A 26,337-nucleotide genomic window follows, 5' to 3' on the forward strand; every position below is an offset into this window, starting at 1 on the left:
GAGGACATTAGCTGATCTGGTCGCGCGGAGTTACCCTCGCCGTGAGGTGAAGGCAAACCGGTGACAGGAGGCTCAACCAAGATCGATATTCGCACTTACAAACCTTCGGCCTCTTCGTCGTCGAGTATCTGTCACCTCAGCGCACCCTTGCCAGCGCGTGTGGGACGCCGGCTTTGTACCCAACCGAATACAGGCACGGGAGTTCCATTCCTGCACGGAATGGGGTGGGAGAGCCGCACTTCATTGCTGGCGATGCTGAATAGGCGCCATGAACCAGCTTCGCTGATACTGGCGCTCACCGGCGTGCCCTTCAGCTCCTCAAACCGGGATCCCGTTCGGGAAAAACGAGACTGGCCAATGGACGCCCGATCGTCTCGCTGCTCCAAACGTCCGCTCCTGGCTCTTGGAGCTGTAAGGGGCGCCATGTCGGCTGGATTACCGCCCCCAGACGACGGCATTCTCGTGCCGTTTGATGATGTGCTTCAGATTCTCGAAGGCGGTCGTGACGTGGCCCGCGAAGCGCTCTGCCGCGGGCGAGCGCGGTCCGCTGACCCGGCGCAGGATACCAAGCGAGCGGCTGGGCTGCGGAATTTCATAGGGCAGCACCGTCACCCGGTTTTCCTTGCGCTGCGCGAAGACCACGGAGAATGGCAGCACCGCCAGCGCATCGGTTTCGGCAAGGAAGTTGATCACGCTCATCAGCGAGCCTCCCGAATAGCGGACGTTGAGGTCCGACATGCCGATGCTCATCAGGATCATCTGCAGGTCCGACATCAGCGGAGAGCCGGGTAGGGGGGCTACCCAGGGAAAGCTGGTCAGGTCATGCGCCCTGAGGCGGCGATTTCGCAGCAGGGGATGGTCGGGCCGGCAAGCCACGACGTTGCGTCCGGGCAGGATTTCGGTGAATTCGAAGCCGGGTCCCAGGTCGAGCACGCCGATCGGCACGATCCCGAGATCGATCTGGTTGCTCTCCAGCGCCGCGACCATCTCGGGCAGGTTCATATAGCTTTGCTGAACGGTGACCTCGGGTTCGAGCTTCTGGAATTCTCCGATCATCCGGCTGATCATCGCATCCATGAAGAAGGGCACGCCGCCGACACGGACGACGCCCTTCGTGCCTTTCATGAAGCCCTGGACCGCATCCGACGCCTTGCGCGACGCGGTGATGATCGTGCGGCCCTGCGCCGCCAACTGGAAGCCGAGCGGTGTCGCCTGCAGCGGCCGGCGACCCTTGAGGAAAAGCGGCTCGCCCACCCGCGCCTCCAGCATGGCCAGCGATCGACTGACCGCCGGCTGGGTCAGACCCAGCATGGCGGCTCCTTCCGACACGCCGCCGGCATCCAGCACCGCGGCGAGCTGCATGAGGTGGCGCTCGTTCAGCTTCATAGCAAAACGCTATACAAGGGACGCCACATCTCATCAAGCATCGCGTCGGGCCGTGCTATCCCGCTTGGCAAGGGGAAGGGAGGCCCCGGCGGAATGCACGGCCAGCACGACCCGAAGCGAGATGAATTCCCCAAGGCGATCTCGACGCAGGCCGAGGAATTCTCACGGCGCCTGACGGCAATGGGCCAGTCCCGCCTGGCGGCGGCGGCGCAGGCAGCCGTCGACGGTTTGCACGCGCTGATCGTCGAGCTGCGACCCTCGGGCGAGGAGTTCCGCCAGGCGATCGATTTTCTGACCGAGGTTGGCCACTACGCCGATGCGCGGCGCCAGGAATGGGTGCTGTTCGCCGACGTCCTGGGCGTGTCGTCGCTGATCGAGGATCAGAACAGCCCGCGCCCTGTTGGGGCGACCCCAAACACCCTGGCCGGCCCCTTCTACCGGGCCGACGTGCCGGAGATGCCGCTCGGCGCGAACATCTCGCGCGATCACAAGGGCGAGCAGCTGGAGGTTGCGGGCCGGATCGTCGCGCTCGACGGCGATGCGATCGGCGATGCGATGGTCGAGATCTGGCAGGCCAATGCCGAGGGTCTCTACGAGAACCAGGAACCCGACAGGCAGCCGGAATTCAATTTGCGTGGACGGTTCCGCACCGATCCGCAGGGACGCTTCGTCTTCGTGACGGTGAAGCCGAAGGGCTACACGTTGCCATCGGACGGACCGGTCGGTCAATTGATGTCAGCGCTTGGCCTTGGCCTCGAGCGGCCGGCCCATATCCATTTTCGCGTCTCGGCGGAGGGCTTCGAAACGCTGACGACCCACATCTTTGACCGGTCGGACCCTGCGATCGGCCGGGATGCCATCTTCGGGGTCAAACCCGACCTCATGGCCGAGTTCCGCGCGCTGCCGCCCAACGGAGGAAAACGGAAGCACGCGCTCGATCTCAACCTCGTGCTCTGTCCACAGCGGCGGGGCGAAACCGAAACCTCTGGGAGGAGATGACCGATGGCACGTGTCAGCGGCTACCACCATTTGACGCTCTCGACCGACAGCGCTCAGGAAGATTTTGATTTCTATACCAAGGCACTGGGCCTGCATTCGGTGAAGCGCACGGTCTTGTTCGACGGCGTCATCCCGGTCTACCACCTCTATTACGGCTCGCCCAATGGCGATGCCTCGACGATCATCACCACCTTCCCGTTCCGCAAGCCGGGCGTCTATGGCCGCCGCGGGTCCAACCAGTCGCGCACCATCATGCAGTCGATCCCCAAAGGGGCCGCGGATTTCTGGGTGGACCGGTTGAACGCGCGCGGTATCGAGGCGATCAAGATCACGCGTTTTGGCGCTGACCGTGCGGCTTTCGCACATCCCTGCGGCATCCCGCATGAGCTGGTGGAAAGCGACAGGGATCCACGCGCGCCCATCACCAACGAGGCGCAGGGCATCGGCAAGGCCAACGGCATCAAGGGAATCTACGGCGCCGTGGTGGCGGTGATGGACCGCACCGCCATGGACGACTTCCTGACCATCGCATTGCCGATGGAGAAAGAGGCCGATGACCACGAGGGGCTTGTGTTCCGCGTGCCGGACGCGGCCGGCGTCGCGCAGCGCGTGGAGGTCATTGTCGATCGCGACAGCCCGCAGGGCACCTGGACGCTGGCGGGCGGCACCATCCACCACCTCGCCCTCAACACCGGCGACGAAGAGAACCAGCTGAAACTGCGCGCTCATATCGAGGGTCTCGGCTTCACCGATATTTCGGAGCAGAAGGACCGCAACTACTTCAAGTCCTGCTATGTCCGCTCGCCCGGAGGCGCGCTGTTCGAAATTGCCTGGACTACGCCCGAAGGCTGGGCCAAGGACGAGCCCCCGGGCCAGATCGGCAAGACGCTGGTCTTCCCGCCATGGTTCAAGGACCGTGAGAGCGAATTGCAGGTCGGCCTGGAAGAGGCGGATTTCACGTGAGTTCAGGCAGCGGTCCGCTCCGGCTTGGGCCAAGAGGCCCGGAGGCGAAGGCGATCTGCGTCTTCGTCCACGGCCGTGGCCAATCGCCCGAAGAGATGCAGTCCCATGTGCTGTCGCGGCTTTCCGCGACCGCCGTGGCCTTTATCCTGCCGCGTGCACCACACGGCATGTGGTGGGAGGCGCGTGCCGTCGACCCGTTGACGCCGGTCGCCCGGGCGCAGCTTTCCGACGCGCTCGACCACCTTGCGGCCGCAATGGTCGCGGCGCGGGCCGAACTGCCCGGACTGCCGCTTCTTCTCGCGGGCTTCTCGCAAGGGGCGTGTCTGTCGATCGAATACCTCTGCGCGGGGCTGCCGCCGCCGGATGCTTTGGCGGCCTTCACGGGCTGCCGTGTCGGTGTTCCGGCGGACGAAAGATCGGAGGCCGCGCCGGCCGGAATGCCGATCTATCTTTCCGGTGGCGATGCCGATCCCTGGATTCCGGTCTCGGCGTTTGCCGATGCCGCGCAATCGCTGGGCCGGATTGGCGCGAGCCTGCGGGCCGATCTGTTCCCGGGCCGCGGTCATGAGGTCTCGGACGCCGAGATTGCCATGCTGGGCACGATGCTCGACGACCTCGCGGCCGGGCGTGGCCCGCGCATGGAGGCGGCGCGATGATGGACAGCTTCACCTTTCCGGGCCTGACGACACGGGTGGTCTTCGGTGCCGGCACCATGGCTCGGGTCGAGGAGGAAGTCCGGCGGCTCGGCCATGACAAGGTGATGGTGCTGTCGACACCGCATCAGAAGGGCGATGCGGAAAGACTGGCCGCAAGTCTTGGCGGCCTCGCCGCCGGGATATTTGCCGGCGCGGTCATGCATACGCCCGTCGAGGTTACGGAAAAGGCCGTCGACGCCTTCCGCAGCAGCGGCGCTTCGGCGGTCGTCAGCTTGGGCGGCGGCTCGACCACCGGGCTCGGCAAGGCCATTGCGGTGCGCACCGGCGCCGATCAGGTGGTCATTCCCACCACCTATGCCGGTTCTGAAATGACCGACATCCTCGGCGAGACGGCGGCCGGCGAGAAGACCACTCGCCGCTCGCCGGACATTCGCCCCGAGACGGTGATCTACGACGTCGATCTGACACTGAGCCTGCCGGTCAGTCTCACCGTCACCTCGGCGATGAACGCGATCGCTCACGCGATGGAAGCCTTGTATGCCCCCGATCGCAATCCGGTGATCGTGCTGATGTGCAGGGATGCCATGGTTGCCTTCCGGGACGGCATTCCAAGGCTGATCGGCGATCCGCGGGATCGCGCGGCGCGGATGCAGGCGCTCTATGCGGCGTGGTGCTGCTCGACCGCGCTCGGCTATGTCTCGATGGCGCTGCATCACAAGCTGGTGCATGTCTTCGGCGGCTCGTTCGACACGCCGCATGCCGAAACCCACGCCATTCTGCTGCCGTACACGACCGCCTTCAACGAAGCGGCGGTGCCCGATCTGCTGGGCCCGATCGCCGACGCATTCGGTGGTGGCTCGGCGGGCAGCGGGCTCTGGGATTTCGCACAGTCGGTCGGCTCTCCGCTGAGCTTGAAGGCGATCGGTATCGAGGAGACCGATCTCGACCGCGCGGCGGCGATCGCGGTCAAGAATGCCTATGCGAATCCAAGGCCCATCGATCCGGGATCGATAAGGGAACTCCTTCAGTCGGCGTGGGAGGGACGCCGTCCGGGGGCTTGAGAATAAAACAAGAGGGAGGAACTTCACATGATCACAAGACGCAGCCTACTGAAAGCCTCGGCGGCGACGGGCCTGGCGCTCGCCGGTTCGCGCCTGGCGACGCCGGCTATCGCGCAAGGCGCCAAGATCCGCCTGGGCTATGTTTCGCCGCAGACCGGGCCGCTCGCCGGCTTTGCGGAGAGCGATGCCTACAACATCAAGGCCTTCCTCGCTTCCGAGGCAGGCAAGAACTTCGAGGTCATCGTCAAGGACAGCCAGTCGAACCCCAATCGCGCGGCCGAGGTGGCGAAGAGCCTGATCGTCGATGACGAGATCAACCTGATGCTCGTCGGCTCGACGCCCGAGAACACCAACCCAGTGGCCACCACCTGCGAGGCGGAGGGCGTGCCGGTCATCTCGACGATGGCGCCGTGGCAGCCCTGGTTCATCGGCCAGCAGGGCAGTCCGGCCGATCCGGCCTCGTGGAAGCCTTTCAACTTCGCCTATCATTATTTCTGGGGTCTCGAAGACATCATCGCCGTCTACACCGGCATGTGGAAGCAGCTTTCCACCAACGGCAAGGTGGGCGGGCTGTTCCCCAACGATGCCGACGGCAATGCCTGGGGCGACCCGAAGAATGGGTTGAAGCCCGGCCTCGACGCCGCCGGCTTCAGCCTTGCCGATCCTGGCCGCTATCAGAACCTTTCGGACGATTTCACCGCGCAGGTCAACGCCTTCAAAGCCGCCAATGCCGAGATCGTTACCGGGGTGGTCATTCCGCCCGACTTCACCACCTTCTGGAACCAGGCCCGCCAGCAGGGCTTCAAGCCCAAGGCGGTGACGGTGGCCAAGGCGATCCTTTTCCCGCAATCGGTCGAGACGCTCGGCGACGCCGGCCACAACCTCTCGTCCGAGGTCTGGTGGTCGGCCTCGCATCCGTTCAAATCGTCGCTGACGGGCGAGAGTTCGGCCGAACTCGCTGCGGATTTCACCGCCAAGACCGGCCGTCCCTGGACCCAGCCGATCGGTTTTGTCCATTCGCTGTTCGAGGTGGCGGCCAATGTCATGGGCCGCGTGTCGGATCCAACCAATGCCGAGGCGATCGCGGCGGCGATAGCGGCCACCGACTTGACGACGGTAGTGGGCAAGGTGGCCTGGAGCGGTGCGGGATTGCCACCTTTCGCCGCGAAGAACGTCTGCAAGACGCCGCTCGTTGGCGGGCAGTGGCGCAAGAAGGCCGGTGGCGGCTTCGATCTGGTGATCGTCGAAAACGCCGGCGCCTCCCAGATACCCACCGCCGGCAAGATGGAAGCCCTGGCCTGACGCTGCCGAGGGCGGCTGATACCGCCGCCCTCGTTCGGCGCGACCCAAGGATGACAGTGATGATACTCAGGCTGGAAAACGTTTCGAAGTCCTTCGGCGCCTTGAAGGTTGCGGATTCCGTGACCGTCAGCGTGCCGCGCGGCGAAGCGCTGGGCATTATCGGCCCGAACGGCGCCGGAAAATCGACGCTCTTCAACCTGATCACCGGCAATCTGTTTGCAAATGAGGGTCGCATCGAATTGCTCGGCCGCGACGTGACCCGTGCTCCGGCGATGGAGCGGGCGCGCATGGGCGTTGGCCGCAGCTTCCAGATTCCGCAGCCTTTCGAGGGGCTGACCGTGTTCGAAAATCTCTTGACCGCTGCCGCCTTCGGCCGCGGCGGACGCGAGGCCGAGATGGTCGACGATTGCGCTGGTATCCTCGAGGAGACGGAGCTTCTCAGGAAGGCCAATTTCGTGGCCGGCTCGCTGAGCCTTCTCGACCGCAAGCGCCTCGAACTCGCCCGCGCCCTGGCGACAGGCCCTGAGCTTCTGCTTCTGGACGAGATCGCCGGCGGTCTGACGGAGGGCGAATGCAAGGCCCTGGTCGCGACGATCAAGGCGATCCATGCCAGGGGCACGACAATCATCTGGATCGAGCATGTGCTGCACGCCCTGAATTCGGTGGTAGAGCGGCTTCTCGTGCTGGATTTCGGGCGTGTGATCGGGATCGGTGCGCCTGATGAGATCATGGCCTCGAAGGCGGTTCGCGAAATCTATCTGGGGCTCGAGGTCTGATGCTGGAAACGCGCGGCCTCACCGCGAATTACGGCCAGTTCCGGGCGCTGTTCGGTGTGGATATCAGCGTGGCCGCGGGCGAATGCGTGGCGATCATCGGCGCCAATGGCGCCGGAAAATCCACGCTGATGCGCTCGATCACGGGCGTGATCGGCAACGAGCCCGGCATGGTGCTGCACAGGGGCGAGCCGATTGGCGCGCTGTCTTCGGCCGAGATCATGAAGCGCGGCATTGCCATGGTGCCGGAGGGGCGCCGACTGTTCCCCTCGCTGACCGTCGAGGAAAATCTGCTGGTCGGCGGGCAGGCGCGCAAGGTGCCGGGGCCGTGGAGCCTCGACGCCGTCTATGACCTTTTTCCGATCCTGCGCGAGCGGCGCAAGAGCCCCGGCACCGCGCTCTCGGGCGGCCAGCAGCAGATGGTGGCGACCGGCCGGGCGCTGATGTCGAACCCCGAATTGCTGCTCTGAGAAGAGATTAGCCTCGGCCTCGCGCCCGTCGTCATCCGCGACATCTACGCAGCCCTTCCCAGGATACGCGAAGGCGGCGCCGCGATCGTGCTGGTGGAGCAGGATATCGGCAAGGCGCTGGCGGTGGCCGACCGCGTCTACTGCATGATGGAGGGTCGCGTCACGCTGGCCGCCAGGGCGGCCGAGGTCACGCGCGAAGAAATCCATTCTGCCTATTTCGGGGTGGCGGCATGACGCGGGAACCGAGGCTCCGTCGTCTGCGCGCGCAGTGCTCTTGTAGCATGATCGAGGTGGCACGGCGATGATCTGGCTGGACACCCTCGTGCAGGGGATTCTGCTGGGCGGGCTCTATGCCCTGTTCGCAGCGGGATTGAGCCTCGTCTTCGGCATTATGCGGCTGGTCAACCTCGCCCATGGCGACCTCATCATTCTTGCCGCCTATCTGGTTTTGATGGGCGTCACGTTGCTCGGCCTGTCGCCCTGGATCGCCGCTCTGGTCGCCATGCCGGTTATGTTCGCGCTCGGCTGGCTGCTGCAGACCGCCGTTCTGAACCGCGTGCTGGGCAAGGACATCCTGCCGCCGCTTCTCGTCACGTTTGGCCTGTCGGTTGCCCTGCAGAACGGGCTGCTCGAGCTCTTTTCCGCCGACAGCCGCCGCATCCCGGTGGGCGCGTTGGAGGGGGCCTCGCTCGATCTCGGGCTGGTCACGGTGGGGATCATGCCGCTGATGACCTTTGCCTCGGCGATCGTGATGATCATTGCCCTGAACGGGCTTTTTTACCACACCGCCCTCGGCCGTGCCTTCCGCGCCACTTCGGACGACGTCGTGACGGCGGGGCTGATGGGGATAGAGCCGAAGCGGATCTTCGCGATCGCCACCGGGATCGCCATGGTCGTGGTGACGCTGGCGGCGCTCTATCTCGGCATGCGGGCGAACTTCGATCCTTCGATCGGACCGGCGCGGCTGATCTATGCCTTCGAGGCGGTGATCATCGGCGGCCTCGGCAGCCTGTGGGGGACGCTCGCGGGCGGGATCATCATCGGCGTGGCGCAGGCGTTTGGCGCCGCGCTGAATCCGGAATGGCAGATCCTGGCCGGCCACATCGCCTTCCTGGCCGTGATGCTGCTCAAGCCGCGCGGGCTTTTTCCGCGCGCAGTGGATTGAGGGCGGCATGTATCGACTGACAACCCGCACCCGCGCCGGAACCGTGACCGCGATCATCGTGCCGATCTTCATCGTCGCCGCGCTCGCGCTGCCTGCCGTGGCCTCGCGTGGCGTCATACAGGATCTCTTCTTCATCCTCACCATGCTGACGCTGGCGCAGATATGGAACCTGCTGGCGGGCTATGGCGGCCTGGTGTCGGTGGGCCAGCAGGCTTTCGTTGGCATCGGCGCCTATGCGATGTTCGCCGGCGTGATCCTGCTCGGCTGGAATCCGGTCCTGGCGATCCCGCTGGGCGGCCTTGCCGCTCTGGTGCTGGCGGTTCCGACGGCCTTCTTCGCGTTCCGTTTGCAGGGCGCCTATTTCGCCATCGGCACCTGGGTGATCGCCGAAGTGACGCGACTGCTGGTCGCGCAGTGGAAGGCGCTCGGTGGCGGCACCGGCACCTCGCTGCCGCGCGAGGCGACGAGCAGTATCCTGGGCACCGATGCGGTCCGGGCGCTGTTCGGGGTCCGCGAGGCCGCGGCACGCGATGTTATGGCCTACTGGCTGGCTTTGGCGCTGCTCGTGGCCGTGACGGGAGGCATTTATTGGCTGCTGCGCAGTCGCCTCGGGCTGGCGCTGGCGGCCGTGCGCGACAATGTCGACGCGGCGCAATCGGTGGGCGTCGATACCGGCCGGCTCAGATGGGCGGTCTTTCTGATCGCCGCGGCCGCCACCGGGCTGACCGGCGCGCTGATCTTCCTGCAGACGGCCCGCATCTCGCCGAGCGCGGCCTTTGCCGTCACCGACTGGACCGCCAACGTCATCTTCATTGTCGTCATCGGCGGCATCGGCACCATCGAGGGGCCGATCCTCGGTGTGCTGGTCTTCTTCGCGCTGCGCTCGGCGCTGGCCGATTACGGCAGCTGGTACTTGATGACGCTCGGCCTCATCGCCGTCGTCGTGATGCTTTTTGCGCCAAAGGGGCTGTGGGGGCTGATTGCGTCCCGCAAGGGCCTGCACCTGTTTCCGGTCCGCCGCAGGCTGACCGGTCCGAAGATCAAGGGAGGAATTTGATGGCGGATATCGAAATCGACGTGCTGATCGTCGGCACTGGCCCAGCCGGCTCGGCCACCGCCGCGCTGCTGTCCAGCTACGGCGTCGCCAACATGATCGTCAATCGCTATCGCTGGTTGTCGAACACGCCGCGTGCCCACATCACCAACCAGCGCACGATGGAAGTGCTGCGCGACCTTGGGCCGGAGGTAGAGGCCGAGGCCATGATGCACGCCTCCCCGCAGGAGCTGATGGGCGAGAACGTGTTCTGCGAAAGCCTGGCCGCCGAGGAGATCGGCCGCATGAAGAGCTGGGGCGTCCACCCGCTCTCCAAGGCCGAACATCTGCTGTCGTCGCCCTGCTTCATGAACGATCTGCCGCAGACCTTCATGGAGCCGATCCTGTTCAAGTCGGCCTGCGCCCGCGGCACGCAGGCACGCATGAGCACGGAATATGTCAGCCATGTCCAGGATGCGGACGGCGTGACCACGACCTGCCGCGATCGGCTGTCGGGCAACGATTTCACCGTGCGGTCGAAGTTCCTCGTCGGCGCCGACGGCGGCAACTCGCTGGTGGCCGAGCATCTGGGCCTGCCGCTCGAGGGCAAGATGGGCGTCGGCGGCTCGATGAACATCCTGTTCAGGGCCGATCTCTCGAAATATGTCGCCCACCGGCCGAGCGTCCTCTATTGGGTCATGCAGCCCGGCGCCGACGTCGGCGGCATCGGCATGGGTCTCGTTCGCATGGTGCGGCCGTGGGACGAATGGCTGATCGTCTGGGGTTACGACATCAACCAGCCGCCGCCGGACGTGACGCCGGAACTGGCCACCAGCGTCGCGCGTCAACTGGTCGGAGATCCCGCGCTCGAAATCGAGCTCCTGGGCGCCAACACCTGGACCGTGAACAACTGCTTCGCCACGCACATGCAGAAGGGGCGGGTGTTTATCATGGGCGATGCCGCGCACCGGCATCCGCCCTCGAACGGGCTCGGCTCGAACACATCGATCCAGGACGGGTTCAACCTCGCCTGGAAGCTTGCCAAGGTCATCAAGGGGCAGGCGGGGGTCGGGCTTCTGGACAGCTTCTCGGCCGAGCGCGCACCGATCGCGCGCCAGATCGTGACACGGGCGAACCAGTCCATCGCCGAATTCGGACCGATCTTCGAGGCGCTCGGCATGGACGGCGGCGTGGATCACGACAAGATCCAGAGGAACATGGAGGCTCGCGCCGATGCGACGCCCGTCGCCGAAGCGCAGCGCGAGGCGCTCCGCAAGGCCATCGCCTTCAAGAAGTACGAGTTCGACGCCCATGGCGTCGAGATGAACCAGCGCTATGCGTCGGGCGCGGTGGTGACCGACGGCCAGCGCGAGCCGGCCTTCGAGAAGGATCGCGAGCTGCACTATGCGCCGACAACCTGGCCGGGCGCGCGCTTGCCGCATGTCTGGGTCTTCGAGCGCTCGGGCAGGAAGGTCTCGACGCTCGATCTTTGCGGGCATGGCGAGTTCACGCTGTTGACCGGCATTGGCGGAGAGGCGTGGGTCGCCGCGGCGGAGACGGTGGGCGCGGAGCTCGGTCTGCCGATCCGCAGCCATGTGATCGGCCCGCGCCGCGCGATCGAGGATCATACCGGCGACTGGGCCGGCGCACGGGAGATCCGCGACACCGGCTGCCTGATCGTCCGTCCCGACCACCACGTCGCCTGGCGCTCCGAAACGCTGGCGGCCGAGCCGGCGGCCGAACTGCGCCGGATCTTCAAATCCGTTCTGGCGCGCTGAGGAGGATCGCATGATCGACGAACACGAATCCGGCTATTTCACCGAAGCGAACTCGGCCGAGGTCGTGGTGGCGCGGAACAGGAACGCCAAGGACGAGCGGCTCAAAGAGGTGATGGAGGTCATCACCCGCAAGCTGCACGAGGCGGTGAAAGAGATCGAGCCGACACAGGAGGAATGGTTCGGCGCGATCATGTTCCTGACGCGGACAGGCCAGATCTGCAACGAGTGGCGGCAGGAATACATCCTGTTGTCGGATGTTCTCGGTATCTCGATGCTGGTCGATGCGATCAACAACCGCAAGCCGTCGGGCGCCTCGGAATCGACGGTGCTGGGACCCTTCCACGTCGCCGACGCCCCCGAACTGCCGATGGGCTCCAACATCTGCCTCGACCAGAAGGGCGAGCCCATGTTCGTGCATGGCCGCATCCTCGATACCGAGGGCAAGCCGATCGCAGGCGCCAAGATCGACGTCTGGCAGGCCAATGACGAGGGCTTCTACGACGTGCAGCAGAAGGGCATCCAGCCCGACTTCAACTTGCGCGGCGTCTTTCGCACCGGCACGGACGGGCGCTACTGGTTTCGCGGCGTGAAGCCCAAATACTACCCGATCCCGGATGATGGCCCGGTCGGCAAGCTGCTGGGCGCGCTGGGGCGTCACCCCAATCGTCCGGCGCATCTCCACTACATCGTCGAGGCCGAGGGCTTCGAAGCGCTGACCACGCACATCTTCGACCCGGACGACCCGTACATCGATTCAGATGCCGTCTTCGGCGTGAAGAAGAGCCTGCTCGCCGAATTCCGCAAGGTCGAGAACGCCGAAGCTGCCGCCAGGGTCGAGGTTGCGGCCCCGTTCTACGACGTGGAGTTCGATTTCGTGCTGTCGCACAAAGGAGGAAACTGATGGCCGCACTTGAGAAGATGTTCGATGTCAGAGGCAAGTCGGTGATCGTCACCGGCGGCGCCGGCGGCATCGGGCAGGCCTATGCCGAGATCATGGCCGAGCACGGGGCGAAGGTCTGCATCTTCGACCTGAACCCTGCCGGGCTTGACACGACCGTGGCCGCGATCAGGGCGGTGGGTGGCGATGTCTGGGGCCAGGTTGTCGACGTCGGTGACCGTGCGGCCATGGCCGCAGCCTTCGACAAGGTCGCCGGGAAGGCGGGCTCGATCGATGTCGTGTTCGCCAATGCCGGGATCGATGCCGGGCCGGGCTTCAACACCCCGACGGGCGAAAGGAACCCCGAGGGCGCCATCGAGAACCTGCCCGACGAGCACTGGGACAAGGTGATCGAGATCAACCTGACCTCGGTCTACACCACGATCAAACATGCCGTCCGGCACATGAAGCCGAATGGCGGCGGCCAGATCATCGTCACGTCGTCCATTGCATCGCTGATCAACGAGAGCATCGTGGGCACGCCCTACATGCCCGCCAAGGCCGCGGTGAACCATCTCGTTCGCCACATGGCGATGGAGCTTGGCGCCTACAACATCCGCATCAATGCCATCCTGCCCGGACCGTTCATCACCAACATCGCCGGCGGTCGGCTGCGCAATCCGGCGGACCGCGAGGCCTTCGAGGCCCAGTCGCTGCTCGGTCGGATCGGCGACCCGGAAGAGATCAAGGGCCTGGCGCTTTATCTGGCGTCGCCTGCCGCTTCCTACGTGACGGGCTCTCTGATCGTCATCGATGGCGGCTCGCTGCTGCGGATGACCTGAACACGCTTTGAACTGAGACCGGTCCCGTGGGCCGGAGAAACTTAACCCAGGGAGGAACCGACGATGAGCTACTACAACAGACTGGTGAAATCGGGCTTGCGGCCCAGCCGTCGAAGCGTGCTGAAGGGGATTGGAGCCGGCGTTGCCGCCAGCACGCTTGGCATGCCGGCCTATGTGCGCGCCGCGACCGCCGGGAAGATCAAGCTGGGTTACCTCAGCCCGACGACCGGACCGCTCGCCCTTTTTGGTGAAACGGATGGCTACACCTTGCAGAAGATCCGCGCCCTGCTCGGCGGCCAGCTGCAATGCGCCGACGGCAATACTTACGAAATCGAGATCCTCGACCGCGACAGCCAGTCCAATCCGAACAAGGCATCGGAAATCGCCGGCAATCTGATCCTGAACGACGAGGTTCATCTGCTCGTGCCGGCCTCGACCACCGACACGATCCTGCCCGCGGCCGAGCAGGCCGAACTTTATGAAACGCCCTGCATTTCCTCGGGCGCTCCCTGGCAAGCGGTGATCATGCCGCGCGGCGGCGGCAAGCAGACCTTCGACTGGACCTATCATTTCTTCTGGGGCCTCGACGAGGCGTTGAACACCTTCGTCGGGCTCTGGAACCATTTGGAGACCAACAAGAAGGTCGGGATGCTGTTCCCGCAGAACATCGACGGCGAGACCTGGGGCAACGACGAATATGGCTTGCCAGCGCCGACCCGCAAGGCCGGCTACGAGGTCGTGGTGCCCGGCTATTTCCAGCCCCGCACCAATGATTTTTCCGCACAGATCGCCGAGTTCAAGAAGCAGGGCTGCGAGATCATCGGCGGCATCACCTATCCCGACGATCTGAAGACCTTCGTCACCCAGTGCAACCAGCAGGGCTTCAAGCCGAAGGCGGTCACGGTGGCGGCGGCGCTGCTGTTTCCAGGCGGCGTCGAGGCGATGGGTCCTCTGGGCAACGGCATGTCCTCGGAGGTCTGGTGGACGCCGGCCTTCCCGTTCAAGTCGTCGCTGACCGGGCAGGTCAGCAGCGACATCGCCAGCCAATGGGAAGTCGATTCGAAGCGCCAGTGGACGCAGCCGTTGGGCTATTCGCATGCCTTGCTCGAGGTTGCGCTCGACATCCTGAAGCGCTCTTCCAATCCGCTTGACCGTACGGCCAACCGTGACGCTCTGGTCGCTACCGATCTGCAGACCCTGGTCGGTCATATCAAGTTCGACGGCTCGCCCCACAAGAACATCTGCAAGACGCCGATCTTCGGCGGCCAGTGGGTGAAGGGCGAGAAATGGCCCTATGACCTGAAGATCGTCGACAACACGGTCAATCAGCTTTTCGCACCCCAGCAGGCTATTCAGCCGATCGCCTGGTGACATGAGCGGGGACGCGGGCAGAGCTATGGATAGAGAAATCCTGCTGAAAGCGCACGGCGTGTCGAAGTCTTTCGGTGCTGTCCGCGTCCTGCATGAGGTGAGTTTCGACGTACATCGGGGCGAGGTGCTGGGCATCCTCGGCCCGAACGGGGCGGGCAAGACGACGCTGTTCAACATGATCAGCGGCGATTTGAAGGCGTCCGGCGGCGAGATCCAGCTCGGCGACACGGCGCTCCGTGGCGAGCCGCCCTTCCGGCGCTGCCAGATGGGGATCGGGCGGACCTATCAGATCCCGCGTCCCTATTCCGGCATGACCACCTTCGAAAACCTGCTGGTCGCCGCTGCTTTCGGCGGCGGCCGGTCCGAGAAGCAAAGCTATGCTTTCTGCGCCCAGGTCCTGCGCGATTGCGAGCTCTCCGACAAAGCCAATGTCTCGGCCGGCGCTCTGACGCTGCTCGACCGCAAACGGCTGGAGCTGGCGCGCGCGCTGGCGTCGGATCCGAAGCTGCTGCTGCTGGACGAGATCGCGGGCGGGCTGACCGACGATGAATCGAAGGCGCTGGTGGCGCTGGTGCGCCGCATCCGCGACCGCGGCATCACCATCGTGTGGATCGAGCATGTGCTGCACGCACTGCTGGCGGTGGCCGACCGGCTGCTGGTGCTGAACTTCGGCGAGAAGATCGCCGAAGGCGTGCCCGCCGAAGTGATCGCGCTGCCCGAGGTCCAGCGCGTCTACATGGGGATCGAGGTATGACGGCTGTTCTTTCCACCCACGGGCTCTTGGCCCGCTATGGCGACTTCCAGGCGCTCTACGGCGTCGACATCGAGCTGCACCAGGGTGAGGCCGTGGCTCTGATCGGCGCCAACGGGGCTGGAAAATCCACCCTCCTGCGTTCGATCATGGGCCTGCTCCCGGTTGGGCGCGAGATGGTGCTGCTGCACGGCGAGCCGGTCGGCGGCACCGCCACCGACCGCATGGTGCAGAAGGGCGTCGCTATCGTGCCGGAGGGCCGCCGCCTCTTCACCGGCATGTCGGTCGAGGACAATCTTCGCGTCGCCATCGACCAGGCCGCGCGCATGGGCGCCAAGGGCGGATGGACGCTGCCGCGGTTGCATCAGCTGTTCCCGATCCTCAAGGAGAAGGCCCGCACGCAGGTGCAGAGCCTCTCGGGCGGGCAGCAGCAGATGGTGGCCATCGGCCGCGCGCTGCTCTGCCAGCCGCGCGTGCTGCTCTGCGCCGAGATCCGCCTCGGTCTTGCGCCCAAGGTGATCCGCGAGATCTATGCCGCCTTGCCCGAAATCCGCGCCACTGGAACGGCGATGATCGTGGTCGAGCAGGATGTCGGTCTCGCCCGAACCGCCTCGGACCGCCTCTACTGCATGCTGGAGGGGCGCGTGACCCTGACCGGCAAGTCCGCCGAGATCACGCGCGAGCAGATCGGCAAAGCCTATTTTGGAGCGGGCCATGGAGTGGTTTGACGCCTTGGTGCAGGGGATCCTGCTGGGCGGCATGTATGCCCAGTATGCGCTCGGCATGGCGCTGATGTTCGGCGTCATGCGGATCGTCAACATCAGCCACGGCGATCTGGTGATCCTTTTGTCGCTGATCGGCATTTCGATCGCCACGGCCTGGGGTCTGGGACCGCTGCCTGTGCTGATCGTGCTGGTGCCGCTCGCGGTGCTGATGGGCTGGGTGCTGCAGAAGGCCGTGCTGAACCGCGTGGTGGGCAGCGATCCGCTGCCCTCGCTGATCGCGACCTTCGGACTGTCGATCGCGCTGCAGAACCTGATGCTCCAGATATGGTCCGCGAACAGCCGGTCGTTGCCGGGCCACGGGATCGAGAGCCAGTCCATCGAGATCGGCGGTATCTATATCGGCCTCCTGCCGCTGATCGTGCTGGCGGTCGCCACGGGACTGACATGGGGCCTCGACCTGACGCTGAAGCGCACGCGCTTCGGCCGGGCGCTCCGCGCCGCGTCGGCCGATGTCGAGGCGGCGGCGATGACCGGCATCAACCCGCGCGCCGTCTATGCGATGGCGACAGCGGCGGCGGTCGGCATCCTCGGCTTTGCGGCCGTCTTCCAGGCGCTGCGGTCGACCGTTGCGCCGGCCGATGGACCTGCCCAGCTTATCTACGCGTTCGAAGCGGTGATCATCGGCGGCATGGGTACGGTATGGGGCGCCTTCGCCGGCTCGATGGTCCTCGGCATCTCTCAGGCCATCGGCTTCCGCATCGATCCGGGCTTCGGCGTGCTTGCCGGACATATCGTCTTCCTGGTCGTGCTGGCGACCCGCCCGCAGGGTCTGTTCGGAAAGGCATTGTCATGAGTGCGATCCCCTATGTGGCAACAACCGAGGTGCCCGAGGTCCTGGTCCAGCGCCAGACCCGGTCCGGTCGCATCGCGATGACGCTGGCGGTGCTGGCGATGATCGGTGTTGCTGCCATGCCGTGGTGGGCCTCGACCGGCACCATCCGGTCGATTCTGGTGCTGTGCTCCTACATCGCCGTCGCGCAGATGTGGAACCTGCTCGCCGGCTATGCCGGCCTCGTCTCGGTGGGCCAGCACGCTTTCATGGGTGCGGCCGGCTATGCGCTTTTCGTGCTGGCGCAGACTTACGGCATCAATCCGTTTGTGGCGGTCTTCCTTTCGCTTCTGGTGCCGGCCGCGCTGGCCGTGCCGATCTACCTGCTGCTGCACCGCCTGGATGGCCCCTATTTTTCGATCGGCACATGGGTTGTGGCCGAGGTTTTTCGGCTGACCGCCTCGAACCTGCCGCTCGTCAATTCCGGCGCGGGCATGTCGCTTCGCGTGATGAAGGACTATTCGGCCTTCGAGCGGAATGTCGCCATGTCGCTGCTCTGCGCGGGGATGCTGCTCGTCACGCTGGGCGGCAGCTACTGGCTGCTTCGCTCGCGCTTCGGCCTTGCGCTGATCGCCATGCGCGACAATCCGGGCGCGGCCGCGAGCCAGGGCGTGAATGTCGTCAAGCTGCGCTTCCTGATCTACGTCGCGTCGGCGGTCGGCTGCGGTCTTGCTGGGGCGATCTATTTCATGGCGCAGCTCCGCATCACCCCGGGTTCGGCCTTTGATCCGATGTGGGCGAACGTCGCGATCTTCATCGTCATGGTCGGTGGAATCGGCTCCATCGAGGGCGTTCTGATCGGATCCCTGATTTTCTTCATCGCGGACCGCTGGTTCGGCGAATACGGCGCGACCTATTTCGTTGTCCTCGGCCTGATGACGCTTCTGGTCGCGCTCTACGCCCGGACGGGCATCTGGGGCCTGATCACGAAACGGTGGGATGCACCATGGTTCCCGATCCGACGCAAGCTTGTTGACCCGAACCGCTGACGAGGAGGATTCATGAAAGCCGCCATCTTCGATAGGGTCGGCGTCCCGCTGCGGATCGGCACGGTGCCGGACCCGACGCCGGCACCGGACGAGGTCGTCTTGCGTGTCGCCGCCTGCGGCATCTGCGGCAGCGATCTGCATATCACCGAGGATCCCGTGCCTTTCGGCATCGAGGCAGGCTTCGTGCTCGGCCATGAATTCTCTGGGGACATCGTCGCGGTCGGATCGGAGGCAACAGGCCTTCGGATCGGTGACCGTGTCGCCGTCGCGCCGATGCGCGGTTGTGGACACTGCGAGGCCTGTGAGCGAGGCGATCCGGCGCGCTGTCGCGAGATGGAGCTGATCGGCGGCGGCTATGCGCAATACGCGACTGTGGCCGCACGCCAGTGTCATATCCTGCCCGGCGATGTGGCGCTCGAGGATGGCGCGCTGGCCGAGCCGCTCTCGGTTGCGCTGCATTGCATCGTCCGCTCGGGCATGAAGCCGGGGGATCGGGTTGCCATCCTGGGCGCTGGGCCGATCGGGCTGCTCGTCGCCTTCTGGGCGCGGCGGATGGGCGCGTCGCGTGTCGTCGTCGCCGACATTCACGGCCATCAGCGCGAGCGTGCGCTTGCTCTCGGCGCGACCGGCTTCGCGCTTTCCGGCGAAAAGCTGGCGGAGAATCTCGCCGACCTCTGCGGCGGGGCGCCCGATATCGTCTTCGAATGCGTTGGCAAGCGCGGCCTCATCGGCGCGGCGGTCGAAGCGGTACGGCTGCAGGGCACGGTGGTCGGGGTCGGCCTCTGCCTTGGCGGAGACCAGTGGGACCCGTTCATTGCGCTGACCAAGGAGGTGAACCTGCTGTTCTCGGTCTTCTTCCATAAGCGAAACGAATTCGGCGTCGCCCTCGATGCGCTGCGCGGCGGACCTTTCGCACCGCAGGCGCTGATCACCGATCGGATCGATCTCTCACCGGTTCCGCAGATATTCGAGAGCCTTCGCCGCCGCACAACGCAATGCAAAGTGCTGATCCAGCCGGACCTTGTTTGAGGAGGAATAAAATGGCCGTTCAATTCGAAACGCTCAAATACGATGTCGCTGGCACCAAAACGGTGGTGAAGGCCATTGGTGAGGGAAAGCCCGTGCTGTTCCTGCACGGCGCCTCGACGCTTGAAGGTTTCGACTTCGCCGAAGGCCTCGCCGACCGTTTCCGCGTGCTTTGCGCGAGCCATCCGGGCTTCGGCTTTTCGGGCGCTGCGCCGCATGTGACCGGGATGTCCGACATGGTTCTGCACTACCTGAACCTGCTCGATGTTCTGAACCTGCCGGAGAAGCCTCATCTCATCGGCTTTTCCATGGGCGGCTGGATGGCGACGGAGCTCGCCGGCCTTGCGCGCGAGCGTTTCGACAAGGTGGTGCTGATCGCGCCGGCAGGGCTCAACGACCCCGCGCATCCGGCCACCGATCTGGGCGCGGTCGCGCCGCAGGAGCTGCCGGCCTATCTGGCGCATGACGTCTCGGTGGCGCTGCGCTATTTCCCGGACGGCTCGGATCCCGCCTTTGCGGAGGCCTTCGGCGCCGATCGCGCCCGCGAAGGAGAGACGCTCGGCCGGTTGCTGGCGCCGTTCGGCATGGGCCATCCGAACCTGCGGCGCTTCCTGGCGCGCATCGCCAATCCGACGCTGGTCGTCTGGGGCACCAGGGACCGTCTGCTGCCAGCTGGCCAGGCGCCGCTCTTCGTCGAAGCCCTGCCCGACGCACGCCTGATCCTGGTCGAGGATGCCGGCCATTTCGTCATGCAGGAGAAACCCGAAACACTCAGGAAGATCGGCGATTTCCTCGCCGGCTGACCGCATTTGAAAAGGAGGAGAAGACAATGAACAAACCCATCAAGCACGGCTCGTGGGGGACGACCACCGACTATCGCGACTTGCTCAGCAAGATCGCGGAGATCGGGCCGGCCCTGGAAGCCAACGCCACCACCGATGAGGAGAATGGCGAACTGACTGCGGCCACGTTCGAGCTGCTGAAGCCGCTGCGCATGTCGCATATCTTCGCCGCGGAGAGCCTCGGCGGTGCGCAGCTGCGACCCACCCAGGGTCTCGAACTGCTGGCGGCGATCACCTGGCACTCCGGGGCGGCCGGCTGGGTTTCAATGGTGCATTGCTGCATCGGTGCGATGTCGGCGGCCTTTCTGCCGGATAGCGCGGTCGAGCGGCTGTTCGCACCGGGCACCGACAACCGTTTCTCGGGGCAGGGCGCGCCGCTCGGCATGCTGAAGAAGGTCGACGGTGGTTACCGGCTGAACGGCAAGTGGAGCTATGGCAGCGGCTTCAGCCACGCCACCTATAGCCACAGTGCCGCCTTCGTCGACGACGGCACCGGCAAGCCCGCCAAGGACGACAAGGGCAATTTGATTATCATGTGCGCCCATGCCCCGATCTCCCAGCACAAGCAGCTCGGCAATTGGGACGTTCTGGGCCTCGGCGGTACCGGCAGCATCGACTATGCGGCCGAGGATGTCTTCATCGCCGACGATCTCGTCTTCCCGATCCTGACCGCACCACCGCTGCGCCAGAAGGAGTTCTTCAGTCTCGGGGTCGTTGGCCTCGCCGCCATCGGTCATACCGGCTGGGCGCTCGGCACCGGGCGGCGGATGCTGGACGAGATCGCCAAGTTCGCCCGCTCGAAGTCAGGCCGGGCCGGACTGATCGGCGAAAGCGAGAAGTTCTGGCACGACTATGGCCGCGCCGAAGCCCGCTATCGCGCTGCCCGCGCCTTTGTCTTCGAAGTCTGGCGCGACATCGAGGCGACGGTCGAAGCCGGCAACAGCGTATCGACGCGGCAGATCAGCCTTGTCCATCTGGCCAAATCCGAGATTCACGAGGTTGGCGTGGATATCTGCAACTTCGCCTACCGCGCCGGCGGCGGCGCGTCGCTGCGCGCCGGCGTGATCCAGCGCACCTTCCGCGAGATGATGGTGGCGGCCAACCATTTCACGATCGCGCCGTCGATCGTCACCTCGGCCGGTCGCGACATCGGCGGCCTGTGGAGCGATCGCACCTGGCAGTTCTACGACCTGATCGAGAAGAAGTAGCCCGCAAGGGCCGGACGGCGGACGCCGTCCGGCCCTTATTCACGCTGCAGAAGAGAGACGTCGATGAGCTTCCCGCATCCGATGACCAACGCCTTCCGCGAAGCCTTTCGCCACCATCCGGCCGGTGTTGCCGTGATCACGGCCGATCCCGGCGACAGGCCGGTGGCGATGACCGTATCCTCGCTGATCTCGGTAAGTGCTGCGCCGCCGGTCGTCGCTTTCTCGCTCTCCATGAAATCGACTTCGTCCGAGCCCTTGCTACGGGCCGAGACCATGGTGATCCACCTGCTGCGCTTCACTGATATCGACCTGGCGCAGCTCTGCGCGTCGAGCGGCGCGGAACGTTTCCCGCCGGGAGGCGCCTGGGCGCGGCTGCCTACGGGCGAACCCCGCTATATCGGCGTTTCGACCTGGTTCCGCGCCCGTCGGCTCGGCATCCTGCCGATCGAGGGCGCGACGCTGGTCGCGGCCGAACTCCTTGACGGCGAGGTGCAGCCGGACGAGGTCCCCCCGGAGGCGCATTCGCTTGTTTATCTCGACCGTCGCTGGCATCGCCTGCACAAGGAACTGGACGGGGTGGCTGAGCTTCTTGAGTCGTCGCGTTTTCTTTGAACGGCGCCGAAGCGCGGGTTGTCCGGTCGTTGCGCACGGAACTTGCAAAGCCAGTCGAAGCGCGTTCGGCGTCAGTCGTACCGCGCTCCCTGGCTCGCCGCGCAGGGTTGAGGGTCATCCGGCCAGTTGGGCATTGGCCGGAACTTCGTCCCGCATCGGATGCGGTACGAGTGGATGGCAATTTTTGTCGCAGATGACGTCAGACTTTTCCGCAAAAATATCTCACATGTTGACGTTAACTTAACATGCTATTATGGTCTGTTACCGCGTCGGATGCGTCGCTTTTGTATCACCGTTGCTCGTTGATTGTCGTCATGTCTGTCATCCCTATCCTAACCTGCAGGTTAGCCTTGCAGCGCCCTTCACCAGTTGCTGAAAGCGGCGGCGCCCATGCCCAGTTTGCTCGGAATCGATAACGGTCTCACGGTCACCAAGGCAGTGATCTTCGATGCCGATGGCACGCAGTTGTCGGTGGCGCGTCGGCGCGTTCCGCAGTCGATGCCCCATGCGCGCTGGGTGGAGCGCGACATGGCAAGGCTATGGCAAGCCACCGCCGATGCCATCCGCGAAGCGATCGCATTGTGCGGCCGGCCCGCCAACGATATCAAGGCGGTGGCGGCGACCGCACACGGCGATGGTCTCTATTTGCTCGACAAGGATCGCCGGCCGCTAGGCCCCGGTATCCTGTCGCTTGACAGCCGCGCCGGCGAGATTGTCGAACAATGGTCGGCGGACGGGGTCTTCCAAAATGCGTTGGCGCGCACCGGACAGGCGCCGCACGTTTCGGCTCCGTCGGCGCTGCTGGCCTGGATCAGGAAGAACCAACCCGACCGCTATGGCCGCATCGGGCATATACTGGCCTGCAAGGACTGGCTGCGCTTTTGCCTGACCGGCACGATCGGCACCGACCGTACCGAGGCCAGCACCTCATTCACGGATTTCCGCACGCAGGATTGCGCGCTGGAAGCGATGCGCATCTTCGAACTGGACGATCTTTTCGACGCGCTGCCGCCGATGGCGCATTCGGCCGAGATCGCCGGCCACGTTACCGCCGAGGCCGCCGACATGACCGGCCTTGCCAAGGGGACACCGGTCGCGAGCGGCCTGCATGACGTAACTGGCTCCGCACTTGGCATGGGCGGCCATGAGGAGGGCGTGCTCGCCATTGTCGCCGGGACCTATTCCATCAACGAAGTAGTCTCTTCGCAACCGCGCGTCGATCCGCGTTGGCTCTGTCGCAACGCCATCGACGCCGGCCGCTGGAACAACATGGCGATATCGCCGGCCTCGACCGCGAACTACGATTGGTTTCTCGACACGTTCTGCCGCTCGGAACAGGAGAGGGCATCGGTCGGTGGTGGCTCGATCCACGAGTTTCTGGCAGGCGAGATCGACGCGGCGCTGAAAAAGCGGTCGACCATCCTGTTTCATCCCTATCTGTTCGGCTCCCCCTTTGGCGATGTCGCCAGCGCCAGCTTTGTCGGCCTTCACGGCTGGCACGATCGCGGCGATATGCTCAAGGCGGTTCTAGAGGGCATTGCCTTCAATCATCGCACCCATGTCGAAGCCCTGCGCGAGGGCTTTGCTATCAGCGAGATCCGCCTGACCGGGGGCGGTTCACGCAATCCGGCCTTTGTCCAGATGTTTGCCGATGTGCTGAATGCCCCGGTCACCGTCACCTCGACCGACGAGGCCGCGGCCTTTGGCGCGGCCCTTTGCGCGGGTGCCGCGGTGGGCATCTTCGCGACGCCGCAACAAGGCGCCAGGCAAGCCGGCATGACGGCACGCCAATACGAGCCGATGGCGGCCTCAAGTGCTGTGTTCAACGAGCGCTTTTCCCTCTATGGCCGCATAGCCGGTGCGCTCGAACCGCAGTGGCCGGAGATCGAGAAGCTGGCGCGGCAAGACACTGGGGGAACCGCATGATCAAGGCCGACGAACGACGCGAAGAGATCGCCGACTATGTGATCAAGCTCGGCCAGGTGCGCATCGACGATCTGGTCGAACATTTCGGCGTATCGCGCATGACCATCCACCGGCACATCGACCGGCTGGCGCAGCAGGGTGTGCTGCGCAAGCTGCACGGTGCGGTGACGGTTCAGCCTTCCGGCCTCTATGAAAGCGCCTTCCGCTACCGGGTGACGGTCAATCGGGCCGAGAAGGATGCGCTGGCGCGGGCGGCGCTCGATTTTGTCGAGGCCGGCCAAGTGGTGATGCTGGACGATTCCTCGACGGCAAACGCCGTCGCCACGCTGCTGCTCGACGTCAAGCCGCTGACCGTCATCACCAATTCAGTGGCGACGGCTTCCCTGCTGACCAATGTCGACGAACTCGACTTCATCTGTCTCGGCGGTCAGTACCACGGCACCTACAACGCCTATATCGGCATCGTCTGCGAGAACGCCGTGGCGCAGCTGCGCGCCAATGTGCTGATCTGTTCGGCTTCGGCCATCACTGGAACCACCGCCTTCATCCAGGACCCCAATGTCGTGCGGGTCAAGCAGGCGATGATGGCCGCATCGGTCAAGCGCATCCTTTTGATTGACCATGCCAAGTTCGACAGGATCGCACTGCACGTCTTCGACGATCTGACCAGCTTCGACGTCGTGCTGGCGACCGAAGGCCTGGGCGATGCGCGGGCGCGGGCCCTCGAACGGGCCGGCGTGAAGCTGCGCATCGTCAAGACGAAAGCGCCATGAGCTCAAGCGAAGCAACATTTACGGAAAATCCCGCCGGGCGATTGGCCGCCATGGCCGGGACCGGCGAGGTCGACGTCGTCATCCTTGGCGCCGGCATCAACGGGGCGGGCTTGTTTCGCGACCTGTGCGCGCAGGGCGTCAGCTGCCTGATCGTCGACAAGGCAGATTTCGGCTCCGGCACCAGTGCCGCGCCATCGCGGCTCATTCACGGTGGCCTGAAATATCTAGAAACTGGCGAATTCGGGCTGGTGGCGCAATCGACGCTCGAGCGCAATTTGCTTTTGAAAAACGCGCCGCACTATGTCAGCCCGCTGCCGACCGTCATCCCGATCTTTTCCTGGAGCAAGGGCATGCTGGCGGCGCTGCGGACGCTGTTCGGCTCGACCAGCGCGCCGCGCAGCCGCGGCGCCATCCTGATCAAGATCGGCCTGATGATCTATGATTTCTACGGCTCGCGAAACCAGGTCATGCCGCGCCACCGCATGGTCGGGCGGCGCCAGGCGCTCAGCAAGATGCCGGCGCTCAACCCCTCGATCGTCGCCACCGGCACCTATTACGACGCCAAGATAAGCCATCCCGAAAGGCTGGTGCTCGAACTGATCCTCGATGGGCTGCAGGCAAATACGGCCTCGGCCAGCGCGAACTACACGGCGCTGGCGAAGTCCGCCGATGGCGTGCTGACCTTCCAGCCGAAAAACGGCGCGGCCTTTTCGGTGCGGCCGAAGCTGGTGGTCAATGCCGCCGGTCCATGGATCGACGATGTCAACGATTTGCTAGGCGCGCCGTCGAAGATGATCGGCGGTACCAAGGGCTCGCACATCCTGCTGAAGCATGACGAGCTGGTCAAAAGCCTTGCCGGGCGCATGCTCTATTTCGAGGCCGATGACGGCCGCATCTGCCTTGTCTACGACTATCTCGGCCTGGCGCTGGTCGGCTCTACCGACATCAAGGCCGACAATCCCGACGCGGTACGCTGCGAGCCTGACGAAGTGGAGTACCTGCTCGACAGCGTACGCACGCTGCTGCCGGGGATGGCGTTCGAACGCGACCAGATCGTCTATGCCTATAGCGGCATCCGGCCGCTGCCGGCCTCGGATGCATCGGTGCCCGGCTTAATCAGCCGTGACCACTCGGCGCCAGTCGCCGAGCCGGATGGGAACAGACCTTTCGCGGTCATCTCGCTGATCGGCGGCAAGTGGACGACCTTTCGCGGCTTCGCCGAGGAAGTCGCCGACACCGTGCTCGGCCGCCTGCAGCGCAGCCGCAAGGTGACGACGCAGGCCATGCCGATCGGCGGCGGCAGGGATTTCCCGGCCGATGCCGCAGCGCGAGCAAGTTGGCTGGCTCTGGCTCACTCGGAAACGGGCGCTGGAGGACGGCGTCTCGAGGCGCTGCTGTCGCGATATGGCACCAGAGCCACGCAGATCGCCACGCATGGGTCGGGTGATGAGGGTCGGCTGCCGGATTCAGAAAGCTACAGCAAATCGGAAATCGACTACATCGTCCGCACCGAGTTCGTCGAACATCTGGCCGATATCGTCATGCGCCGCAGCACCCTGGCGATATCAGGGTCACTGACGGGCCGGGATCTGCAGGAGATTGCGACGATTGCCGGACGGGCGCTGGGCTGGAGCGCCGGGCGCCTCGCAGAGGAAGTCGAGGCCGCCGCCCTGGAACTCGAGGACCGGAACCTGATGCGGCTGGGCTGATCATTCCGTCGCCGATGCTCTTTCCCAAGGCAATCCGGTCGGTTTGCCTAAGGATGCGCCGCATCCCCAATCGCTCAACTCACAGGCGGGTTGGGATTTTGCGATATTAGATATTATTATTGAGAAACAGTTAGTTAGCAAAAAATTGGATAGCCGATGGCTGTGCAATTCTACTGGCTCAGACACGAAATAACACAGATTGACGTTAAAT

General features: G+C 64.7%; 24 protein-coding genes and 1 pseudogene. 24 read left to right on the forward strand and 1 reads right to left on the reverse strand.

What is annotated here, in order from left to right; all coding sequences use genetic code 11:
* Positions 1-435: 435 nt before the first annotated feature.
* Positions 436-1,386 carry a LysR family transcriptional regulator gene (locus NKJ37_RS00005; protein ID WP_023808937.1) on the reverse strand — a complete coding sequence of 317 codons (951 nt, stop codon included), beginning with the start codon at positions 1,384-1,386 and terminating at the stop codon, positions 436-438.
* A 93-nt stretch (positions 1,387-1,479) separates the two neighbouring features.
* Between NKJ37_RS00005 and NKJ37_RS00010 the strand changes: the two genes are divergently transcribed.
* The 24 genes and pseudogenes from NKJ37_RS00010 to NKJ37_RS00125 all read left to right on the forward strand — a co-directional run bounded on the left by NKJ37_RS00010 (position 1,480) and on the right by NKJ37_RS00125 (position 26,126).
* Positions 1,480-2,385, forward strand: coding sequence for a dioxygenase family protein (locus NKJ37_RS00010; RefSeq protein ID WP_352581759.1), 906 nt, complete (start codon positions 1,480-1,482; stop codon positions 2,383-2,385).
* Between the two features lie 3 nt (positions 2,386-2,388).
* Positions 2,389-3,348 carry a VOC family protein gene (locus NKJ37_RS00015; RefSeq protein WP_352581654.1) on the forward strand — a complete coding sequence of 320 codons (960 nt, stop codon included), beginning with the start codon at positions 2,389-2,391 and terminating at the stop codon, positions 3,346-3,348.
* Positions 3,345-4,004, forward strand: a complete 660-nt coding sequence (locus NKJ37_RS00020) for an alpha/beta hydrolase (protein ID WP_352443267.1) — start codon at positions 3,345-3,347, stop codon at positions 4,002-4,004. The genes NKJ37_RS00015 and NKJ37_RS00020 overlap by 4 nt, the downstream gene beginning before the upstream one ends.
* Positions 4,001-5,065 (forward strand): maleylacetate reductase, encoded by a 1,065-nt coding sequence (locus NKJ37_RS00025; protein WP_352581655.1) that lies wholly within the window; start codon positions 4,001-4,003, stop codon positions 5,063-5,065. The genes NKJ37_RS00020 and NKJ37_RS00025 overlap by 4 nt, the downstream gene beginning before the upstream one ends.
* A gap of 27 nt (positions 5,066-5,092) precedes the next feature.
* The gene (locus tag NKJ37_RS00030) at positions 5,093-6,367 is read left to right on the forward strand and encodes an ABC transporter substrate-binding protein (protein WP_352581656.1); all 1,275 of its coding nucleotides are present in this window, start codon (positions 5,093-5,095) and stop codon (positions 6,365-6,367) included.
* 59 nt (positions 6,368-6,426) lie between these two features.
* On the forward strand, positions 6,427-7,143 hold the full coding sequence (locus NKJ37_RS00035) for an ABC transporter ATP-binding protein (RefSeq protein ID WP_352556029.1): 717 nt from the start codon (positions 6,427-6,429) through the stop codon (positions 7,141-7,143).
* Positions 7,143-7,844 (forward strand): annotated as a pseudogene (locus NKJ37_RS00040) (ABC transporter ATP-binding protein). The gene NKJ37_RS00035 and the pseudogene NKJ37_RS00040 overlap by 1 nt, the downstream one beginning before the upstream one ends.
* A 67-nt stretch (positions 7,845-7,911) precedes the next feature.
* Positions 7,912-8,775 carry a branched-chain amino acid ABC transporter permease gene (locus NKJ37_RS00045; RefSeq protein WP_352772144.1) on the forward strand — a complete coding sequence of 288 codons (864 nt, stop codon included), beginning with the start codon at positions 7,912-7,914 and terminating at the stop codon, positions 8,773-8,775.
* Positions 8,776-8,782: 7 nt separating this feature from the next.
* Positions 8,783-9,832 (forward strand): branched-chain amino acid ABC transporter permease, encoded by a 1,050-nt coding sequence (locus NKJ37_RS00050; RefSeq protein ID WP_023808928.1) that lies wholly within the window; start codon positions 8,783-8,785, stop codon positions 9,830-9,832.
* Positions 9,832-11,586, forward strand: a complete 1,755-nt coding sequence (locus NKJ37_RS00055; protein ID WP_352772146.1) for an FAD-dependent oxidoreductase — start codon at positions 9,832-9,834, stop codon at positions 11,584-11,586. Before NKJ37_RS00050 ends, NKJ37_RS00055 begins: the two co-directional genes overlap by 1 nt.
* 10 nt (positions 11,587-11,596) lie before the next feature.
* Positions 11,597-12,487, forward strand: coding sequence for an intradiol ring-cleavage dioxygenase (locus NKJ37_RS00060; protein ID WP_031212335.1), 891 nt, complete (start codon positions 11,597-11,599; stop codon positions 12,485-12,487).
* On the forward strand, positions 12,487-13,305 hold the full coding sequence (locus NKJ37_RS00065) for an SDR family NAD(P)-dependent oxidoreductase (protein WP_023808925.1): 819 nt from the start codon (positions 12,487-12,489) through the stop codon (positions 13,303-13,305). The genes NKJ37_RS00060 and NKJ37_RS00065 overlap by 1 nt, the downstream gene beginning before the upstream one ends.
* A 63-nt stretch (positions 13,306-13,368) precedes the next feature.
* A complete protein-coding gene (locus NKJ37_RS00070) occupies positions 13,369-14,676 on the forward strand; it encodes an ABC transporter substrate-binding protein (RefSeq protein ID WP_023808924.1) in 1,308 nt (435 codons plus the stop codon).
* Between the two features lie 25 nt (positions 14,677-14,701).
* Complete coding sequence (locus tag NKJ37_RS00075; RefSeq protein ID WP_023808923.1) at positions 14,702-15,430, forward strand: ABC transporter ATP-binding protein; 729 nt, start codon at positions 14,702-14,704, stop codon at positions 15,428-15,430.
* Entirely contained in the window at positions 15,427-16,155 is a 729-nt protein-coding gene (locus NKJ37_RS00080; RefSeq protein WP_352772150.1) for an ABC transporter ATP-binding protein, read from the forward strand. The genes NKJ37_RS00075 and NKJ37_RS00080 overlap by 4 nt, the downstream gene beginning before the upstream one ends.
* A complete protein-coding gene (locus NKJ37_RS00085) occupies positions 16,142-17,005 on the forward strand; it encodes a branched-chain amino acid ABC transporter permease (RefSeq protein ID WP_023808921.1) in 864 nt (287 codons plus the stop codon). The genes NKJ37_RS00080 and NKJ37_RS00085 overlap by 14 nt, the downstream gene beginning before the upstream one ends.
* A complete protein-coding gene (locus NKJ37_RS00090) occupies positions 17,002-18,030 on the forward strand; it encodes a branched-chain amino acid ABC transporter permease (RefSeq protein WP_023808920.1) in 1,029 nt (342 codons plus the stop codon). Before NKJ37_RS00085 ends, NKJ37_RS00090 begins: the two co-directional genes overlap by 4 nt.
* Positions 18,031-18,042: 12 nt before the next feature.
* Positions 18,043-19,059, forward strand: coding sequence for a zinc-dependent alcohol dehydrogenase (locus tag NKJ37_RS00095; protein ID WP_023808919.1), 1,017 nt, complete (start codon positions 18,043-18,045; stop codon positions 19,057-19,059).
* A gap of 11 nt (positions 19,060-19,070) precedes the next feature.
* Positions 19,071-19,859: an alpha/beta fold hydrolase gene (locus NKJ37_RS00100; protein ID WP_023808918.1), complete on the forward strand. Its 789-nt coding sequence runs from the start codon at positions 19,071-19,073 to the stop codon at positions 19,857-19,859.
* 26 nt (positions 19,860-19,885) lie between these two features.
* On the forward strand, positions 19,886-21,106 hold the full coding sequence (locus NKJ37_RS00105) for an acyl-CoA dehydrogenase family protein (RefSeq protein WP_023808917.1): 1,221 nt from the start codon (positions 19,886-19,888) through the stop codon (positions 21,104-21,106).
* 63 nt (positions 21,107-21,169) lie between these two features.
* On the forward strand, positions 21,170-21,718 hold the full coding sequence (locus NKJ37_RS00110) for a flavin reductase family protein (RefSeq protein ID WP_023808916.1): 549 nt from the start codon (positions 21,170-21,172) through the stop codon (positions 21,716-21,718).
* Between the two features lie 390 nt (positions 21,719-22,108).
* The gene (locus tag NKJ37_RS00115; RefSeq protein WP_352772155.1) at positions 22,109-23,644 is read left to right on the forward strand and encodes an FGGY-family carbohydrate kinase; all 1,536 of its coding nucleotides are present in this window, start codon (positions 22,109-22,111) and stop codon (positions 23,642-23,644) included.
* The gene (locus tag NKJ37_RS00120) at positions 23,641-24,417 is read left to right on the forward strand and encodes a DeoR/GlpR family DNA-binding transcription regulator (protein ID WP_031212333.1); all 777 of its coding nucleotides are present in this window, start codon (positions 23,641-23,643) and stop codon (positions 24,415-24,417) included. The genes NKJ37_RS00115 and NKJ37_RS00120 overlap by 4 nt, the downstream gene beginning before the upstream one ends.
* The gene (locus NKJ37_RS00125) at positions 24,414-26,126 is read left to right on the forward strand and encodes a glycerol-3-phosphate dehydrogenase/oxidase (RefSeq protein ID WP_023808913.1); all 1,713 of its coding nucleotides are present in this window, start codon (positions 24,414-24,416) and stop codon (positions 26,124-26,126) included. Before NKJ37_RS00120 ends, NKJ37_RS00125 begins: the two co-directional genes overlap by 4 nt.
* Positions 26,127-26,337 lie beyond the last annotated feature (211 nt).

The sequence above is a fragment of the Mesorhizobium sp. M0140 genome (genome assembly GCF_040322475.1).
Lineage (GTDB): Bacteria > Pseudomonadota > Alphaproteobacteria > Rhizobiales > Rhizobiaceae > Mesorhizobium.

Excerpts from the sequence above, each read along its gene's own strand:
- NKJ37_RS00115 (WP_352772155.1), top strand. The coding sequence starts at position 22,109 with ATGCCCAGTTTGCTCGGAATCGATAACGGTCTCACGGTCACCAAGGCA.
- NKJ37_RS00015 (WP_352581654.1), top strand. The coding sequence starts at position 2,389 with ATGGCACGTGTCAGCGGCTACCACCATTTGACGCTCTCGACCGACAGC.
- NKJ37_RS00105 (WP_023808917.1), top strand. The coding sequence starts at position 19,886 with ATGAACAAACCCATCAAGCACGGCTCGTGGGGGACGACCACCGACTAT.
- NKJ37_RS00065 (WP_023808925.1), top strand. The coding sequence starts at position 12,487 with ATGGCCGCACTTGAGAAGATGTTCGATGTCAGAGGCAAGTCGGTGATC.
- NKJ37_RS00075 (WP_023808923.1), top strand. The coding sequence starts at position 14,702 with ATGGATAGAGAAATCCTGCTGAAAGCGCACGGCGTGTCGAAGTCTTTC.
- NKJ37_RS00125 (WP_023808913.1), top strand. The coding sequence starts at position 24,414 with ATGAGCTCAAGCGAAGCAACATTTACGGAAAATCCCGCCGGGCGATTG.
- NKJ37_RS00080 (WP_352772150.1), top strand. The coding sequence starts at position 15,427 with ATGACGGCTGTTCTTTCCACCCACGGGCTCTTGGCCCGCTATGGCGAC.
- NKJ37_RS00085 (WP_023808921.1), top strand. The coding sequence starts at position 16,142 with ATGGAGTGGTTTGACGCCTTGGTGCAGGGGATCCTGCTGGGCGGCATG.
- NKJ37_RS00035 (WP_352556029.1), top strand. The coding sequence starts at position 6,427 with ATGATACTCAGGCTGGAAAACGTTTCGAAGTCCTTCGGCGCCTTGAAG.
- NKJ37_RS00005 (WP_023808937.1), bottom strand. The coding sequence starts at position 1,386 with ATGAAGCTGAACGAGCGCCACCTCATGCAGCTCGCCGCGGTGCTGGAT.
- NKJ37_RS00025 (WP_352581655.1), top strand. The coding sequence starts at position 4,001 with ATGATGGACAGCTTCACCTTTCCGGGCCTGACGACACGGGTGGTCTTC.
- NKJ37_RS00110 (WP_023808916.1), top strand. The coding sequence starts at position 21,170 with ATGAGCTTCCCGCATCCGATGACCAACGCCTTCCGCGAAGCCTTTCGC.
- NKJ37_RS00030 (WP_352581656.1), top strand. The coding sequence starts at position 5,093 with ATGATCACAAGACGCAGCCTACTGAAAGCCTCGGCGGCGACGGGCCTG.
- NKJ37_RS00045 (WP_352772144.1), top strand. The coding sequence starts at position 7,912 with ATGATCTGGCTGGACACCCTCGTGCAGGGGATTCTGCTGGGCGGGCTC.
- NKJ37_RS00070 (WP_023808924.1), top strand. The coding sequence starts at position 13,369 with ATGAGCTACTACAACAGACTGGTGAAATCGGGCTTGCGGCCCAGCCGT.
- NKJ37_RS00050 (WP_023808928.1), top strand. The coding sequence starts at position 8,783 with ATGTATCGACTGACAACCCGCACCCGCGCCGGAACCGTGACCGCGATC.
- NKJ37_RS00010 (WP_352581759.1), top strand. The coding sequence starts at position 1,480 with ATGCACGGCCAGCACGACCCGAAGCGAGATGAATTCCCCAAGGCGATC.
- NKJ37_RS00060 (WP_031212335.1), top strand. The coding sequence starts at position 11,597 with ATGATCGACGAACACGAATCCGGCTATTTCACCGAAGCGAACTCGGCC.
- NKJ37_RS00055 (WP_352772146.1), top strand. The coding sequence starts at position 9,832 with ATGGCGGATATCGAAATCGACGTGCTGATCGTCGGCACTGGCCCAGCC.
- NKJ37_RS00100 (WP_023808918.1), top strand. The coding sequence starts at position 19,071 with ATGGCCGTTCAATTCGAAACGCTCAAATACGATGTCGCTGGCACCAAA.
- NKJ37_RS00095 (WP_023808919.1), top strand. The coding sequence starts at position 18,043 with ATGAAAGCCGCCATCTTCGATAGGGTCGGCGTCCCGCTGCGGATCGGC.
- NKJ37_RS00120 (WP_031212333.1), top strand. The coding sequence starts at position 23,641 with ATGATCAAGGCCGACGAACGACGCGAAGAGATCGCCGACTATGTGATC.
- NKJ37_RS00090 (WP_023808920.1), top strand. The coding sequence starts at position 17,002 with ATGAGTGCGATCCCCTATGTGGCAACAACCGAGGTGCCCGAGGTCCTG.